Below are 15,774 nucleotides of genomic sequence, written 5' to 3'. Positions count from 1 at the left end.
CTTCGGTCACTTGCGGTTACTCGGTAACCGTAGGAGAGTGGACGGCGACCTGGAAGAACGCACTTTTCCGTAACCGAGGAACCCCATGGTGACCAAGCAGTTCAAGCCCCCGGCCGACTCCGCGGATGTGACCGGCGACGCAGACCCGCTCGATCAGTCCGACCTCTCGCGCGCGGATTCGCTCGCTCGCGAGATCTTCTCCGACATCGCCAACAAGTGGACGCTGCTGATCGTGGAGACGATCGGCGAGGACACCCTGCGCTTCACCGAACTGCGCAACCGCGTGGACGGCATCAGCCACAAGATGCTCACCCAGAATCTGCGCATGATGGAACGCAACGGCTTGGTCGAGCGGACCGTCCACTCCGTCGTCCCGCCCCGCGTCGACTACCGGCTCACCGAACCCGGCCGTGCCCTGCGGGCCACCGTGGACACCATGTGCGACTGGACGCAGCGTTTCCTCACCGACATCGAAGACGCCCGCCGCCGCTTCGACGAATGACCCCGGAGCACGCGAAAGCGCCGCCGGCGGAACGAATCCACCGACGGCGCCGTGCCCGCCCGAGAGGCGACTAGCTGTAGATCTTGTCCACTTCGGCCGCGTACTGCTTCATCACGACATTGCGCTTGAGCGACATCTTCGGAGTGAGTTCGCCGGTCTCCTGCGTCCAGTCGACGGTCAGGATCGAGTGCTTCTTGATCTGCTCGGCCTTGGAGACCAGCCTGTTGGTCTCGTCGATCGCGGCCTTGATCTCGGCGATCATCTCGGGATGCTCGACGATCTGCTCGAGCGAGACGTCCTCGCCGAGCTGATGGCGTTCCTTCCAGCCGGGCAGCGCCTCCGGATCGAGGGTGATGAGCGCGCCGATGAACGGCTGACCGTCACCGACCACCATCACCTGGCTGATCAGCGGGTGGGCCCGCAACGAGTCCTCGAGCAGCGCGGGGGAGACGTTCTTGCCGCCCGCGGTGACGATGATCTCCTTCTTGCGGCCGGTGATCGTGATGAACCCGTCCTCGTCGATCGCGCCGAGGTCGCCGGTCTTGAACCAGCCGTCGACGAAGGCTTCGTCGGTGGCCTCCTGGTTGCCCCAGTAGCCGCTGAATACCACCGGTCCGCGCAGCAGCAGCTCGCCGTCCTCGGCGACCTTGGCGGCATGGCCCGGGAGCGGACGGCCCACCGAGCCGACCCGGATGTGATCGACGGTGTTCACGCTGACCGCGGCGGTGGTCTCGGTCAGGCCGTAGCCTTCGTAGATCGTCACGCCGGCGCCGCGGAAGAAGTGGCCCAGGCGCGCGCCCAGCGGGCCGCCACCGGACACCGCGGCCTGGCACTGCCCGCCGAGTGCGGCCTTGAGCTTGCTGTAGACCAGCTTGTCGAACAGCGCGTGCTTGAGCTTGAGGCCCAGGCTCGGGCCACCGGCGTCGAGCGACTCGCTGTAGGCGATGGCGGTCGCCGCGGCGGCGTCGAAGATCTTGCCCTTGCCGCCGTCGTGCGCTTTCTGCTTGGAGGCGTTGAACACCTTCTCGAACACGCGCGGCACCGAGAGGATGAAGTCCGGCTTGAAGGCGCCGAACTGATCGACCAGCGTGGTCCAGTCGGACGAGTGCGCGACCACGACCTTCGCGTCGAAGGCGGCCAGCGCCACCGCGCGGGCGAACACGTGCGCCAGCGGCAGGAACATCAGGGTCTTCTTGCCCTCGGTGACGAACTCCTCCAACGCGTGCTGATCGGCCGTGGACTCCGCCCACAGGTTCGCGTGGGTGAGCATGACGCCCTTGGGGCGACCGGTGGTGCCCGAGGTGTAGATCAGGGTGGCGGGCGAGCTCGCGCCTACCTGCTTGCGGCGTTCGTGCACCAGCGCGTCGTCGAGATCCTTGCCGCGTTCGGTCAGCGCCTCGATGGCGCCCTTGTCGAACTGGAGGGTCTCGGTCAGCGCGGGCAGCGCGCCCTCCTCGATCTCGTCGATCACCGCGCGGTGGTTGTCGTTGTCGAGGACCAGCAGCTTGGTCGCCGAGTCCTGCAGGATCCACTTGGCCTGCTCGGCGGAGGAACTGTCGTAGATCGCGACGGTGCAGCCGCCCGCGGCCCAGATCGCGAAGTCGAGCAACGCCCACTCGTAGCGGGTGGGGGCCATGATAGCCACCCGGTCGCCCAGTTCGATGCCCGCGGCGATCAGACCCTTGGCCACACCGGTCACGGCGGTCGCGAACTGCGCCGCGGTGACATCCGACCAGCTGTTCTCGCCATTCGGCACCTTGAACAGCACGGCGTTCGGCGACTGTTCGGCATGGCGGAAGACGTTGTCGGAATTGTTCGCGTCATCCGGAATTGTGTAGGAAGCCGGGACTTCGAACTCTCGCATCAGTGCCCTTCCACGTTAGTTAACTCGCAAGTAATCTACGACACCTCGCCGCGTGGTGTCTGCCCGGCCGCCGCAATCCGGCTCGACGGATCAACCGAGGTCGCGTGTGCTCACCGGTTGCAGTGCCGCCCGAAGGAACGCCGACAGTTCGCGCACAGCAGCCGCCGCGGGTATGGTCAGCGAAGCCTGTAGCTGGGCGACATGCCACAGCCCGTCAGTTTCGCTGAACCGTACGCTCACGCCGGCTTCACGCAGTGCCGATACCAACTCTACGCACTGCTTATACAGCAATTCACCGGTATCCGCTTGAACGTAGCTCGGTGGTAATCCGGCCATCGGGCCGTGCAGCGGTGCGTAGCCGGTGGCCTGCGGATCGCCCGCGCCGAGGTAGTCGGCGGCGCACCGGTTCGACCACCACCGGTTCACCACCAGATCGCGGTCTCCCGTGACGGGTCCGGCCGGATCCACCCACGGCGCGATCAGCCCGAGCGCGCCCGGCGCCACCCCGCGCTGGGCGATCAGGCGCTGCGCGGTCGCCAGACTCAGCCCGCCACCGGCCGAGTCACCGGCGACGGCGATCCGCTCCGGGGAGTACCCGGCTTCGAGGAGGTCGTCGAAGGCCGCCGTGGCGTCGTCGAGCGCTGCGGGGTAGGGGTGTTCGGGCGCGAGCCGGTAGTCGAGCTGGTAGACCGCCGCGCCGGTCTCGTGGGCCAGGCGCGCGGCCAGCGAGCGGTGGGTGGTCAGCGAGCCGATGGTGTAGCCGCCGCCGTGCAGGTAGAGCACGGCGGTCTCCGGGGCCGACGTGCCCGCGGTCAGCCGTTCCGCCGGTCGGCCGCCCAGCCGCAGCGGCGTGACCGTGGTGTTCGCCGGCACGAACTGGACGCGCGCGACGACGTCACTGATCGCGCGCTGCGCGGTGAGGGGCATCCGGTGGTGCATCAGCACCCGGTACAGCGGGGACAGCACCGCCCGCATTACGGGCAGCGGAATATCGAGATCACGCACAGGTCTGGCTCCGTTCGTACGGGGGAAGTAAGAGGGTGATGTGCACGGGTTCGCCGATCTCGTGCAGCCCGATGCGATGATGCGCGGCCGACGACTGGGCGCTGGTGAATTCGCGCGGTTCGGCGCGGGCAGGTCGCGGCGACGCCGGGCTCGGCGATCAGGCCGAGCCCGGCGGTCGAGTGCGGGCGGGACGGGCGAACCGGTCGCTCAGGGCAGGAAGCGACCGGACACCATGGCGGCGATGCGCTGATACCCGGAGGCGGTGACGCGCACGAACAGGTCGAGCAGCTTGGCTTCCCAGCCGATCAGCACTCGGCCCTCACCACGGGCCACGCCGTTCAGGATCGTCTCGGCCGCCATCTCCGGGGTGTGGATCGCCATCTTCTTGTCGAACTGCGCGGCGGTGGCGCGCGCGTCGATGCCCTCGGCGTAGGTGGCGTTGCGGGCCACGGCGGTCTTGATGCCGCCCGGATGCACACAGGTCACCTTGACCGGCGACTTGGCGATGAGCATCTCCTGGCGCAGTGCCTCGGTGAATCCGCGTACCGCGAACTTGGCCGAGTTGTAGGCGGCCTGGCCGGGCACCGCGATCAGGCCGAAAAGGCTCGACACGTTGATCACGTGACCGTCGCCGGACTCGATGAGCATCGGCAGGAACGCCTTGGTGCCGTTGACGACGCCCCAGAAGTCGACGTCCATGACGCGTTCGATGTCTTTGAACTCGGTCCGGGTCACCTCGCCGTGGAAGGCGATGCCGGCGTTGTTGTAGACCTGATGCACCACACCGAAGTGCTCCTTCACCGCGTCGGCGTAGAGCAGGACGTTCTCGCGCTCGGTCACGTCGAGCCGATCCGACTTCACCTGCGCGCCATAGCCCTGGCAGCGCTTCACGGTCTCGGCCAGTCCCTCGACATCGACATCGGAGAGCGCCAGTTTCGCGCCCTTGCTCGCCAGTGCCTCGGCCAGCGCGCGGCCGATGCCGGAGCCCGCGCCGGTGATGACACAGACCTTGTTGCGGAAGTAGGCGTCTTTGTTACTCATGGCTGGACAACTTTCGGATCGGCGGACGCGGCGACCGGCTCCGGCTTCGAAGCAGTGCTCGGCGTCGCGGTGGTGCTCTTCGGGTCAGCGGCGCTCGTCAGGTAAGCCGTCATGTCGAAGCGCCTGGTGATATTGCGGAAACGGAAGGTGAAATCGGGCCACAACGTGGTGTTGTTGCCGTGCTTGTCCAGGTACCAGCTGGCGCAGCCGCCGGTGTTCCAGACCGAGGCGCCCAGCTTGCTCTGGAGCTCCCTGTTGTACTGGTCCTGCGCTTCCCGGCGCACCTCCACCGTGCGCAGCCCGAGACGGTCGACGGTGGCCAGCGCGTCGGCGATGTAATTGATCTGCGATTCGATCATGTACACCATTGAGGTGTGGCCGAGCCCGACGTTCGGGCCGAGCAGGAAGAACATGTTGGGGAAGTTGGCGATGGCCGAACCCTTGTAGCCCTGCTGGCCGATGTCGTCGAAGACCTCGCTGAGCGTGCGCCCGTCCTTGCCGACGACGGTCTCGTAGGTGGGGGAGTCGGTGACGTGGAAGCCGGTCGCCACGATCAGGGCGTCGATCTCGCGTTCGGTGCCGTCGGCGGTGACGATCGAGTGCGGCCGGATCTCCTTGATGCCCTCGGTGATCACATCGACGTTGTCGCGGTCCAGCGCCGGGTAGTAGTCGTTGGAGATCAGCATGCGCTTGCAGCCGATGCGGTAGTTCGGAGTGACCTTGCGGCGCAGCTCCGGATCCCGGATCTCCATCCGCAACTTGGCTTTCGACAGCAGTTCGAAGCCCTGCATCAGCGCGGGGAACTTGGCCAAGCCCACCACCTGGGTCTCACGCGCCGCGTAGATCGCCGCGCGCGAGAGCCGCTGCACGCCGGGAATGTGCTTGAACGCCAGCCGTTCCGGCAGCGTGTAGGGCCGGTCGAAGCGCGGCAGCAGCCACGGCGCGGTGCGCTGGTAGAGGTCCAGATGCGCGACGCGCGGCGCGATGGAGGGCACGATCTGGATCGCCGAGGCGCCGGTGCCGATGACCGCGACCCGCTTGCCGTCGAGCACGGCGTCGTGGTTCCAGCGCGCGGAATGGAAGATCTCGCCTTCGAAGCTGTTGATGCCCTTGATATCGGGCAGATTCGGCTCGCACAGCGCGCCGACCGCCGAGACCACGGTATCGGCGGTGAAGTCGCCGCGGTTGGAGGTGATCTCCCACCGGGCGGTGTCGGCGTTCCAGCGCGCGCCGGTGACGTCGCAGTCGAACAGGTGCTTGTCGAGCACGTCGTACTTCTCGGCGACCGAGCGGATGTAGGACTGGATCTCGCCCTGCCGGGAGAACGAGCGCGACCAGTTCGGGTTGAGCGCGAAGGAGTACGAGTACAGGTGCGAGGGCACGTCGCAGGCCGCGCCGGGGTAGGTGTTGTCGCGCCAGGTGCCGCCGACGTCGCTGCCGCGCTCGAGGACCAGATAATCGGTCCGGCCCTGCTGCTTCAGCTTGATCGCCAGGCCGAGGCCGGCGAATCCGCTGCCGATGATGATCGTCTTGACATGCCGGGGCGTGCGCGGTCGGTCATCGACGGCTGCGATCGGCTCGACGGCAGTGTCTGTCACGACGGCATTGTCTGTAACCTTGCGACTCATGTAATGCAGATTACGGCGCTACTGAGCGTGAGTCAACAGTATTGAGCGACGTTCAGTAAGATGATCGCGTGAGCGTGCAATCCGGCGACAGGGCCAAAAGGATCCGGCTCAGCCCGGACGAACGGCGTAGCCAACTGATCGCGTTGGGCGCGAAGATGCTCGGCGAACGGACGATCGAGGAGATCTCGATCAGCGAGATCGCCACCGAAGCCGGCATCTCCCGGGGCCTGCTCTTCCACTATTTCCCCACCAAGCGGGACTTCCAGCGCGCCGTCGTCGGCCACGCCAACGCCGAACTCCTGGCCCGCCTCACCCCCGACCGCGCCCTGTCCATCCCCGAGATGGTGCGCGATTCCATCGCCCGCTACATCGAATACGTCTCCGAGAACCGCAGCTCGTACCTGGCCCTGCTGCGCGGACCCACCAGCGTCGACCCCGAATTGGGCCCGCTGGTCGACGCCACCCGCGCCGCCGTCGTCGAACTGCTGCTGACCGAATTGCCGGTCCCCGTCGCCGAGGAAAACCGCCCCCGGCTCCTGCTCGGGATGCGGGGCTGGATCGCCTTCGTCGAGGAGACCACCCTCACCTGGCTGCGCACCGAGCCCGTCACCCGCGATGAACTGGTCGACCTGCTGGTCGACTCGCTGATCAGCCTGGCGGGCTCGTTGGAACCCGCTCTCGCCGAGGCTCTTGGCGCCGCGGCGCCCACCATCGGCTGATCGGCGTATCCGCGCGACGCCTGCCGCACCGATGAGATCGTCAGCCTTTGCTCGACGGCCGACGGCCGAACAGGAAGTAGGCGAGCGGCACGGCGCCCACCGAGTTCACCAGCACGACCGCCGTCGCCCACTTCCGCTTGGAGCCGCGAATCTCCGCCTCCGGACGGCGAGCGATATCCACCAGTGCCGCGATCTTCAGTATTGCTTCGAGCACCGTTGTGACCACGATCAGCCTGCGGCTACGAACGCTCAGGTCTTTCCACTTCCGCTTCGCCACGGTGACCTCTTTTCTCGAACAGTTGCGGCGTCGTCGCCATTCTTGCCGATACGCGCCCGAGCTTCCGGCAGCGGTGGGCGAACTGTCCGGCTCGGAGTGTCGTCCGGACAGGACTTGTCCCGGCGATTCCCGGGCGGAACCAGGCGGGGCTTGCTCAGTCAGGCCGGAGCCGGGGCGGTCGCACCGAAGGGGCCATAGGTCTCGCCGCCGATTCGCGCGGCTTCGTCGATATAGCGCGTCAGCGCCTCGCGGGAGCGGGTCAGCGTGTCCATCTGTTCGTCCAAGCGACGCAGCCGGGTCCGCATGGCTGTCAGCAGCTCGGGGCAGCCGACGAGTTCGGGGGTTTCTCCGATCGCGCACGGCAGTAGGTAGGCGATGTCCTCGGTCGACAGTCCGGCATCGAGGAGGTGCCGAATCTGCTTCACCTTCACGACATCCGACTGGTCGTACACACGGTATCCGGCCGTGGTGCGGTCCGGCTCCAGCAGTCCTTGTGCTTCGTAGTACCGCAGCTGGTGGGCCTTGACTCCACTACGACGGCTCAGCTCTCCGATATGCACCATTGCTCCTTGACCTTCATACCGGTGTCAACGTTCACCATGGTGCTATGGCTTCCCCCTCGGATTTCGACGTGACGATCATCGGCCCGGACGACGCGGCGCTCGCCACTCCCGCGGCCGGAACGGCCCACCTGGTCGAGGAGAGCGGCGGCGCCGTCGTCGATCTGGTGGCGGCGTATATCTCGGTGTGGAACGAGCGGAACCCGCACACCAGACAGTCGATCGGCGCCGACGTCTTCACCCCCGACGCGTACTACGCCGACCCCAACACCTCGGCTCAGGGCAGGTCGGCGATCGACACCTATGTCGCGGGCTGGCAGGGCCAGTTCCCCGACTCCGTCTTCGTCCTCGGTGCGGTGCGCAACCACCATGATGTCGCGCACTTCGGATGGAGCTTCGGCCCGGCCGACGGCCCGTCGACAGCCACGGGCGCGGATGTCGTGGTGATCGAGCGGGGCCGAATCAGCAAGATCTACGGCTTCTTCGACTAGATGCCGGCCCGGAGGTTGGATGCGATCAATTCAGCGACCTATCCCCGAGCGCCCGGCGTCCGGAGCCGACGGGTCATCCGGTGACGGCATTCGGACAGCGGCTCACCATTACGAAGAAGTCGGCGATCTATGCGGCGGGCACCGGGTCGTGGGTGGCGGTGGCGCGCGGCGTGGAGCCGTACATGCGGCGGTATTCGCGGCTGAATTGGGAAGCGCTCTCATAACCCACGCGGTGGGCGACGGTGGTGACGTCCTGGGTGTTCGAGAGCAGGAGCAAACGGGCCTGTCGGAGGCGGAGATGCTTCTGGAACTGGATCGGGCTCTGCGCGGTGACGATTTGAAAATTGCGGTAGAAGGCCGACGGGCTCATGCCGGACATCCCGGCAAGGTCGGCGACGCGGAATGGTTCGGCGTAGTGATCGCGAATCCAGCGGACCGCGCGTGCGATGTGGTGCAGACCGCTCTCGGCCGAGCCGAGTTGGCGAACAGTCTCGCCCTGCGAGCCGGTGAGCAGGCGCCACAGGATCTCTCGCTTGATCATCGGTGCCAGCACCGCCTGGTCGCGGGGGTGGTCGAGCAGTCGGAGCAGACGGACGGCGGCATCGAGGAGTTCTTCGGTCAGGGCTCCGACCGTGATGGCGGGCGCCGGTTTGTGGTGCGTGCGGGGCAGGTCGCCTGGGGCGAGGTCCAGAAGCAGGTCGGCGATGGCCGACGGATTCAGGACGAGCGCGAACCCGAGCGCAGGCGCCTCGGGGGTCGCGCCGAGGAATGAGCCGGTGACCGGCAGGTCGATCGAGGTGACCAGGTAGTCGCCCGGCCGGTACTCGTGCACCTGGTTGCCTGCGGCGAGGCGTTTGGCCCCCTGGGCCAGAACCGCCAGCACGGTGCCCGACATCTCCGTCGCGGGCGGACCCGAAGTCTCGACCTTCGCTATGTGCAGGCCGTCGATCGCGGTCGTCTGATCCGGCCGCGCATGCCTGGCCAGCAGAGTCCGGAGTTCGTCGAAGCTCATAGGCCGATTGCATCACAGCGTCGAACCGATAGTGCTCACCGCGAGAGGATCAGGCAAGAACAAAAGAGGTTCTTTCTACTATCCGCGCACTTTAGAGCGCAAAGATGAATACACCGAAAGAACCTGATCGAGTACCTGATCGAGGTTGATCGGGATTATCACTCCAATCATCGAGGAGCACGCCATGACTGTCGGCTACGGATTCAACGCACTCCTGACCGCCAAGCCGGGGAAGGCCGACCAGTTGGTCGATCTGCTGCTGACCGGCATGGACGACGGCAACCCCGCCTCCAGCGAGCATTGCCTGGTCTATCTGGTCTGCCGATCCGCGTCCGATCCCGACGTCGTCCACGTCACCGAAGGCTGGACCAGCGAGGCGGATCATCACCGGCTCTTCGCCGGTGAGGCCGCGCAAGCGATCGTCGCCGAAGTTCAACAGCTCGTCACCGGCGAAAGCCCCTACACCGACTACATCCCCGTGGGCGGAAAAGCCACCTTCTGATCTCCGAATCTCATCACAGCACAGAGGAACTGAATATGTCGACCGTCGCCCGCCCCGCCCTCGATCCCGAACTCGGCGCGCTGCTCACCGATTTCCCGCTTATCCCGCGGATCACACCGGAGATCCTCCTCCAACTCCGGCAGATCCCGACGCCACCGCTGGAAGCCGTGCTCATGGGCCGCGCGGTCGAGCGCCGCGAAGTCACCGTGCCCGCCGACGACACCGGCATCCCGATGACCGTCCTGACGCCGGCGCAACCCGTCGCCGCGGCGCCCTGCGTCTACTGGATGCACGGTGGCGGCATGATCATGGGAGACCGTCTCTCCCAGTTGGACATTCCGCTGGAATGGCTCGACGCGATCGGTGCGGTCGTCGTCACCGTCGACTACCGCCTCGCCCCCGAGCACGGCGGTAGCACCCCCGTCCAGGACTGCTACCGCGGCCTGCGCTGGATCGCCGACCATGCCGACGAACTCGGCATCGACCCCGATCGCATCGTGGTCGCGGGCACCAGCGCGGGAGGCGGTCTCGCCGCCGGTGTGGCCCTGATGGCCCGCGACCTCGGCGGGCCCGCGATCGCCGCGCAGATCCTGAGCTGCCCGATGCTCGACCATCGCAACACCAGCACCTCCAGCCGGCAGTACTCGGGCCGGCCCACCGTCTGGACCGGTGAGACCAACGAGTTCGCTTGGAACGCCATCCTGACCGGCCTGCCCGACGACCGAATCCCCGCCTACATCTCGCCCAGCCGAGCCGACGACCTGTCCGGCCTCCCGCCCGCCTACATCGATGCCGGCTCCGCGGAAGTCTTCCGCGACGAGGACGTCGATTACGCCACCCGCATCTGGGCAGCCGGCGGTCACGCCGAACTGCATCTCTGGGCGGGCGGATTCCACGGCTTCGACGCGTTGTTCCCGCAAGCCTGCCTGTCCGCCGCCGCCCGGCGAGCGCGGACCGAGTGGCTCATCCGGATCCTGTCCGCGTCCGACAGAGATAGGTGATCCGCGAAACCGTATTCGGCGCAGAGCGGGGAGAGGGCGCTGGATGGGTGGAGACCGATGCCGTGCGCACCGATCCGGACCGGCAGGTCAACGGCACTCGAGCCCGTTGACCTCACGAACTCACCGGTTCGGCCGCCTCGAATGGAACTCGAGGAAGGATCTGTCGACTTCGATCGGCTCGTCCAGGCGCCATGTGTTGCCTCGCTTGACGATCTTGCCGGACACCGTGAACGGCAACCGATCACGAAAAGCGATGATTGCCAGGCCCATATCGGAGGCCCCGAGCGGAACTGTCACTCGTCGTATCCTGCCCGTGACTTCGGCATGAACGACGATCTCTCCGCCGCTCTCCTCCTCGGTGCCGGTTCCTTCGTCGTATCGTCGCAGTTCCTTGACCGGGCCGACCACCGTGATTCTTTCGGGCTCGGTTCGCCGCACCAATCGGCGTTCGATCTCCGGAAGTTGGTCGATCAGGCTCCGGTCGAGAGAAACATGATCCGGAACGGGCATGTGCTGCGGTTCGGCGGGCGCCCATTCGAAGGAGAGATCGAGTGAGCGGATGCCTTCGCTACCGCCGATGTCCTGGAGCGCCTGCACCACCTGCAGCTTCAGACCTTGTTCGACGGCGTCGCCGATTCCCTCGAACTGTTCACGGCTCGCTGCATATCGACGGGTCGTATCCAGGCTCCGGGCAAGTGCCGTCATCGTCCGCCGGGCGAAGCTGGGCACCGGCTCCCTCGTACCGACTTCACCGGAACCCTCCGGAACATCGTCCTCACCGATTCGGGCCGCCACAGTGACGATGAAGCTTCCCTTCTTGGTATGCCCCATCCGAACGTCCTCGTTGAGGAATTCGGTCACCGTATCCGGAATCCGGCCCCGTCCTGTGGCCTGCGGATTGTGGGCCGCTATCGCTGCGGCACGTACTATCTGGTCGATGCTGTCCAACAGCGAGCTGGCCTGTCGCAGCGGAATAGTGCCGTCATCGAACCTCTGGTCCACACGGATATAGAAGAGATCCGCGCGGATGGATGCAACCTTCTCGGCCAGCTCGGGCAGACCCCAGTCGTAGGTCTTCGAGATCGTCTCGATCGCTTCCGTCATACGCTTGGCGTAATCGACGAACGACGGCGTGCGCGGCAAGAGAACCGAGACAGGGCGACCTCCGCCGCTCTCGTCCAACACCCAGACCTGATCCACCTTGCGGTCCGTCCTGCACGTCCAATCGCGAGTTGCGAGGAATTGCGCGATATTGGCCGGGGTGAGTATGTCGCCGTACTGCCCGATCGGATCGGCTAGATTTGCGGCTGCCATTTGCTCGCCTCCTCCATCAACTCGAGCATCACCTTGGGCGTGAGCAGGTTGGATTTCGAAATATGCACAGTTTGTGACTGCTGGCCATCTTTGACCGGCGGTAACGTATGCCCCCACTGCCAGTACATATGACTACGAGCGAGCAGCCCGTCCGTTGTCAGATGGAGCCAGTGGCCGACTTCGCGGGGAACGACCAGAACGCAGAACAGTGCAGGATTGGAGCGGTTCCGTTTGGAAATCAGGTCGATGTCCTCCACAGGCCATGGCACATTCAACCATGAAGAAGGCGGCGCTTCGATGGGATCGCGTAGCCGCAAATTCTCAGCGGATCCGGCAGGTTCGGCACAAACTGTGCACGCCGGCGCGGGGACCGCCGAGGACCTGTTCTCTCGTCCGCAGGCTCCCGCAGGCGCATTGCTCCGCGTGCTCTCCGGTGCCGGGCACTCCGGCGACCGTCCGCCTGAGCAGTTGCCGACGTAGTGCGTCCGCCAATGGGGCGTGGTCTGTGCGCAGCAGGACGCCGGGTCGCGGCCGAGGATAGGGCCGCTCGCCGACCACACGATCGAATCGACCACCACGCAGGACTCCTGCACCGGCCGCATCGGATGCAGCATGGTGTGGTGGTGACGCAGTGGACGCTCGAGGGTGTCGGCGCAGCGGTCGTCGGGCCGGTACCAGAGCGAGATCTTCACCTGTTCCGGGGTGTCGCCCAAGATCTCGGCGATCGGGCGGGTCAGCGGTCCGCCGGTGGCGGCCGTGGAGATGTCGATGCCGGTGACAGCGTGGCCGATGTCGTCCAGCAGTTGGTTCGCATCGGCCTCGAGCGAGGTCGGTCCTTCCGCTGAGACGATGTCTTTCCATTGGCGGATGTCACCGTACTCGGCCAGGTGCGAGAAGAAGGTGCGGACCGGCGTGCGCGCCGGGCAATGGCGGCGCAGGAATGCCATGTCGGCGAGCAGGATCGCCTGTTCCCGCGCGCGGCTCATCGCGACGTTGAGCAGTCTCGCACCCTCGCTGCCCATGGCCGTTTCGGTGAACCAGCGATGCGGCTTCAACGAACTGCCGGTGCTGTCGACAGCGTCGTAGAGCACCACATCGGTCTCCGCACCCTGGAAGCGGTGCACCGTGGAGGCGAGAACGCGGTCGTCGTCGGAGGGAGCGAATGCTTGCAGGAGACGGGCTTGGGAGGCGAACGGGCTGATCAGCCCCATGCTCGCGGGCTCGACGGCATCGCGCAGCGTCTGCGCCACCACATTGGCCGCGAGTTGCGCGTGTTGCAGGTTGTACCGGGATGCGCTTCCTCCTCGGCGAGCCACGGGCGCAGCCAGGCGTGAGGTATCGATGACCACCAGTTGCGCCTCGTGTGCGGCCACGGTGCGGGCTGGTCGCTAGCGATCAAGGCTGCTGCCTTCACGTTGAGCAGACTTAATTCCGAGTGGGCATCAGACGCAAACGAAAAAATTGTCGAGCAGCTATCTCTGAACGAGTACCTTGCACTGTCCTACAACGCAGAAGGCTTCTTGGCGGACTATAATAAGTTGCAGGCCGTCGGGCCCGAGGGGCAAAAGTACATCAATATGACAAACGAAAACTGGAAGATTGCGACAGACCTGATGGACGGAGCGTACAATTGCCGCTAATACCTGTCTCCAAACAAGGCAAGATTGTCCTTGTTGTTGTATCAACAGCTGCTGCGGCAGGTATTGTGCTCTTCGTGCTATTCTCTCAGCCTTCACCGATTTCCCGGCATGCCACTGATACCGCGGTGCACGGATACGAACAACTCCAGAGATACAGTCTCGACGAGAACGCCATCGAGATCATCTACACAGGACCGCCGGATGAGCAGGTAGTACAGAGAGTCTCGGCCCCAGACTTGAAAATGTCGTCCGCACCTCGGGTGCATGGCCCTACTCGGTACGACTGGGTCGCTGATGGCAAGTTCGAGGACGGCTGCCGCCTGTATGTCAAGAGAATCGATCCAGATTCACTGTCCGGCCGCGCATATAAAAGGAAAATGAGCACCGAAGGAATCGACGAGTCTTTCGACATCGTTTCTCTGAATTTCGTATGCGGCACAGGATAGTTTAGCGATGCCTGAACCCAGCACCCGCCGTGTGCTGGGTTCAACTACAGGTCAAATTCGCTGTCCCGCATCGGAGTACGAGAGGGCTCGCAGCGTAGCTCCATAAGAGATCCACGGTGCTGTCACAACGAAAGATACTGCACTACAGCGTTACTCGCCACCGCCCGGCCGATCCCGTCAGGAGCTCTTACTTGGCCGAAGCCGCGATTCGGTCGTACTCTTCCCGTATCTCGTCGGCGAGTAGGGAGAAACCGTCTCCGAGGTCGGCGTGGTCTGCGACGCCCTCCATCAGCTCCCATGCCGTGACTTCTTCTTCGTCATCGTCTCCGAGCCACCGAAGTGCAGGGTTGACGCTGTCGTAGAACGAGTACTCCCGGCCGCGCCATTCGAAGTCGAACCACTGCGCACGCGCGAACTTGATATAGCATTCGCCGACAAAACAGATGAACTCGTCTACCGTATCCGCGTTCTCGGGCTTCGTGGTCGTCTCGATATCCGGAAATAGTTCGGCGACCAGGGCGTCGAGCCTGTGCACCTCCGGCGAACCCGCGGGCCACGGTGTGGCCGGGATGCGAGCGATAGCCGCACGGTCCATGAACTTCCGTGCCTGCGCTGTTCGCCGTTCGGGATCGACCCAGTTACCCCAGGCGGTCCGTTGAACTTCGAAGTCCAAGCCCAATTGTTCGTTGGCTGCCACGATTTCCCTTCTATCGGTGTCTCCTGCGTGGTGCCGATCATGTCCGGATTACATACGCTTCCTCAGGCGAGAAGGGGTTCGTGCGCTTCATCGCTCGCGAGTGATCTGGCACACCAAGATCCACAATCATCTGTTCGTCGCTGTCCATCTTGTTCCCCTCCTTCGTCCGAGCCGAACGAGCCTGTGTTCTCCAGGTGCGCCGAAGCTGCATCGTCGCCGGTAGATGGCGCCGGGCTCGCCGATGATGGTGGCGGTTCGAGCCGAAGGCTATCGGCCGCGATCCGGCCCTCGATCGATTCCTCGTTCCCGGTCGCGTTCGGCTGCTCGATGCCGTCCTCGGCTCAATGATTGCCGATGGTCCACATCACGTCGCACCGCCTCGGTGGCCGGTTCGAAAGTGCTGACCTCCAGCACCTCTCGCATCAAGACCTGGTCCACCGCCAAGCCGCGGTCGACATCGTGCACCATCCGGGCCAAGCGCCGCTCCGGTGCGTCGTGTTCGACTTCGACGGCGGGCATTCCGGACCGCTGGTAAGTGTGAGTCTTGTTCGGTGAGTTGTATCCGGCTTCGTGACCGTCGCGCACGGCACGGAACCGTTCCAGGTCCAGGCCCGCGACCTTCTCCGGCGTGATCAGCAACCGCTCGGCCTGGCGACGGGCCTGCTCGATCGCGATTTCCCGCTCGGCTCCTTCTCGGCCGTGAAAACGCTGTTCCACCGATCTCACGTGCTCGACGCCCAGTTGGTGCACCCGCGTGTTGTGCTGGTCGGCGATCTCCCGCCAGTGCCCACGCTCGACCTCGCGTCCGATCTGTTCGAGACCGCGAACCACATTCTGACGCCGCTGCTCGCGCTGCTCTTCTCTCAACTGTTCCAGCGTGCGCATCGGAGTGTCGCTCAGTTGCACGCCCAGCGATCGCAGGAGAGCGCGCTCGTTCCGGCGCTCGGCCTCCCTGATGCTCTCCAGCCTCTTGGTCAACCGCTCATGCTGCTTCTGCAAGATCCCCGGGTCGAGCGGCTTTCCGTTTTCGGCGCGCTCGGCAATCCCGCGCAGTTGCTTTTGCACTTGCTCGCGG

16 protein-coding genes are annotated in these 15,774 nt (G+C 65.2%); 6 read left to right on the top strand and 10 right to left on the bottom strand.

The genetic code is table 11. The features are described from left to right. Nucleotides 1-85: 85 nt before the first annotated feature. Nucleotides 86-502: a winged helix-turn-helix transcriptional regulator gene (locus NS3_RS26490; RefSeq protein ID WP_067865247.1), complete on the top strand. Its 417-nt coding sequence runs from the start codon at nt 86-88 to the stop codon at nt 500-502. A gap of 70 nt (nt 503-572) precedes the next feature. On the opposite strand, the gene NS3_RS26485 is transcribed toward NS3_RS26490, so the two are convergent. The 4 genes from NS3_RS26485 to NS3_RS26470 all read right to left on the bottom strand — a co-directional run bounded on the left by NS3_RS26485 (nt 573) and on the right by NS3_RS26470 (nt 6,040). Next, nucleotides 573-2,366 (bottom strand): AMP-dependent synthetase/ligase, encoded by a 1,794-nt coding sequence (locus NS3_RS26485; RefSeq protein ID WP_067865245.1) that lies wholly within the window; start codon nt 2,364-2,366, stop codon nt 573-575. 90 nt (nt 2,367-2,456) lie between these two features. Beyond that, nucleotides 2,457-3,371, bottom strand: coding sequence for an alpha/beta hydrolase (locus NS3_RS26480; protein WP_245649826.1), 915 nt, complete (start codon nt 3,369-3,371; stop codon nt 2,457-2,459). A 207-nt stretch (nt 3,372-3,578) separates the two neighbouring features. Further along, entirely contained in the window at nt 3,579-4,412 is an 834-nt protein-coding gene (locus NS3_RS26475) for an SDR family NAD(P)-dependent oxidoreductase (protein WP_067865240.1), read from the bottom strand. Continuing rightward, nucleotides 4,409-6,040: a flavin-containing monooxygenase gene (locus tag NS3_RS26470; RefSeq protein ID WP_067865237.1), complete on the bottom strand. Its 1,632-nt coding sequence runs from the start codon at nt 6,038-6,040 to the stop codon at nt 4,409-4,411. The genes NS3_RS26475 and NS3_RS26470 overlap by 4 nt, the downstream gene beginning before the upstream one ends. Before the next feature lie 68 nt (nt 6,041-6,108). On the opposite strand from NS3_RS26470, the gene NS3_RS26465 reads away from it, so the two are divergent. After that, entirely contained in the window at nt 6,109-6,759 is a 651-nt protein-coding gene (locus NS3_RS26465; protein WP_067865233.1) for a TetR/AcrR family transcriptional regulator, read from the top strand. 40 nt (nt 6,760-6,799) lie between these two features. Here the strand turns inward: NS3_RS26465 and NS3_RS26460 are convergent, their stop codons facing one another. Both NS3_RS26460 and NS3_RS26455 read right to left on the bottom strand, forming a co-directional pair. Then, complete coding sequence (locus tag NS3_RS26460) at nt 6,800-7,036, bottom strand: DUF5652 family protein (RefSeq protein ID WP_067865229.1); 237 nt, start codon at nt 7,034-7,036, stop codon at nt 6,800-6,802. A gap of 158 nt (nt 7,037-7,194) precedes the next feature. Beyond that, entirely contained in the window at nt 7,195-7,599 is a 405-nt protein-coding gene (locus NS3_RS26455) for a MerR family transcriptional regulator (RefSeq protein ID WP_245649825.1), read from the bottom strand. A 44-nt stretch (nt 7,600-7,643) separates the two neighbouring features. Between NS3_RS26455 and NS3_RS26450 the strand changes: the two genes are divergently transcribed. Further along, a complete protein-coding gene (locus NS3_RS26450; protein WP_084495956.1) occupies nt 7,644-8,087 on the top strand; it encodes a nuclear transport factor 2 family protein in 444 nt (147 codons plus the stop codon). Nucleotides 8,088-8,214: 127 nt separating this feature from the next. Here NS3_RS26450 and NS3_RS26445 read toward each other — a convergent pair whose 3' ends face one another. Next, nucleotides 8,215-9,099: an AraC family transcriptional regulator gene (locus tag NS3_RS26445; RefSeq protein WP_067865226.1), complete on the bottom strand. Its 885-nt coding sequence runs from the start codon at nt 9,097-9,099 to the stop codon at nt 8,215-8,217. Between the two features lie 184 nt (nt 9,100-9,283). Between NS3_RS26445 and NS3_RS26440 the strand changes: the two genes are divergently transcribed. Together NS3_RS26440 and NS3_RS26435 are read left to right on the top strand one after the other, a co-directional pair. Further along, the gene (locus NS3_RS26440) at nt 9,284-9,601 is read left to right on the top strand and encodes a putative quinol monooxygenase (RefSeq protein ID WP_067865224.1); all 318 of its coding nucleotides are present in this window, start codon (nt 9,284-9,286) and stop codon (nt 9,599-9,601) included. Between the two features lie 35 nt (nt 9,602-9,636). Beyond that, nucleotides 9,637-10,602: an alpha/beta hydrolase gene (locus tag NS3_RS26435; protein ID WP_067865221.1), complete on the top strand. Its 966-nt coding sequence runs from the start codon at nt 9,637-9,639 to the stop codon at nt 10,600-10,602. A 120-nt stretch (nt 10,603-10,722) separates the two neighbouring features. Here NS3_RS26435 and NS3_RS26430 read toward each other — a convergent pair whose 3' ends face one another. The 3 genes from NS3_RS26430 to NS3_RS26415 form a co-directional block, all read right to left on the bottom strand. Beyond that, nucleotides 10,723-11,916 carry a hypothetical protein gene (locus NS3_RS26430; RefSeq protein WP_067865220.1) on the bottom strand — a complete coding sequence of 398 codons (1,194 nt, stop codon included), beginning with the start codon at nt 11,914-11,916 and terminating at the stop codon, nt 10,723-10,725. Further along, on the bottom strand, nt 11,898-13,289 hold the full coding sequence (locus NS3_RS26425) for an AAA domain-containing protein (RefSeq protein WP_084495955.1): 1,392 nt from the start codon (nt 13,287-13,289) through the stop codon (nt 11,898-11,900). Before NS3_RS26425 ends, NS3_RS26430 begins: the two co-directional genes overlap by 19 nt. Nucleotides 13,290-14,189: 900 nt before the next feature. Beyond that, nucleotides 14,190-14,699, bottom strand: a complete 510-nt coding sequence (locus NS3_RS26415) for a hypothetical protein (RefSeq protein ID WP_067865215.1) — start codon at nt 14,697-14,699, stop codon at nt 14,190-14,192. A 570-nt stretch (nt 14,700-15,269) separates the two neighbouring features. Here NS3_RS26415 and NS3_RS29335 point away from each other — a divergent pair. Beyond that, nucleotides 15,270-15,774 (top strand): hypothetical protein (locus NS3_RS29335; RefSeq protein ID WP_157101550.1); only part of this gene is annotated, 505 nt, incomplete at its 3' end.

The organism is Nocardia shimofusensis NBRC 100134, assembly GCF_001613125.1.
Lineage (GTDB): Bacteria > Actinomycetota > Actinomycetes > Mycobacteriales > Mycobacteriaceae > Nocardia > Nocardia shimofusensis.
The sequence above is the reverse complement of the archived record's forward strand: the minus strand, read 5'-3'. Positions and strand labels throughout refer to the sequence as shown.

Excerpts from the sequence above, each read along its gene's own strand:
- NS3_RS26490 (WP_067865247.1), top strand. The coding sequence starts at position 86 with ATGGTGACCAAGCAGTTCAAGCCCCCGGCCGACTCCGCGGATGTGACC.
- NS3_RS26485 (WP_067865245.1), bottom strand. The coding sequence starts at position 2,366 with ATGCGAGAGTTCGAAGTCCCGGCTTCCTACACAATTCCGGATGACGCG.
- NS3_RS26475 (WP_067865240.1), bottom strand. The coding sequence starts at position 4,412 with ATGAGTAACAAAGACGCCTACTTCCGCAACAAGGTCTGTGTCATCACC.
- NS3_RS26470 (WP_067865237.1), bottom strand. The coding sequence starts at position 6,040 with ATGAGTCGCAAGGTTACAGACAATGCCGTCGTGACAGACACTGCCGTC.
- NS3_RS26455 (WP_245649825.1), bottom strand. The coding sequence starts at position 7,599 with ATGGTGCATATCGGAGAGCTGAGCCGTCGTAGTGGAGTCAAGGCCCAC.
- NS3_RS26450 (WP_084495956.1), top strand. The coding sequence starts at position 7,644 with ATGGCTTCCCCCTCGGATTTCGACGTGACGATCATCGGCCCGGACGAC.
- NS3_RS26445 (WP_067865226.1), bottom strand. The coding sequence starts at position 9,099 with ATGAGCTTCGACGAACTCCGGACTCTGCTGGCCAGGCATGCGCGGCCG.
- NS3_RS26440 (WP_067865224.1), top strand. The coding sequence starts at position 9,284 with ATGACTGTCGGCTACGGATTCAACGCACTCCTGACCGCCAAGCCGGGG.
- NS3_RS26435 (WP_067865221.1), top strand. The coding sequence starts at position 9,637 with ATGTCGACCGTCGCCCGCCCCGCCCTCGATCCCGAACTCGGCGCGCTG.
- NS3_RS26430 (WP_067865220.1), bottom strand. The coding sequence starts at position 11,916 with ATGGCAGCCGCAAATCTAGCCGATCCGATCGGGCAGTACGGCGACATA.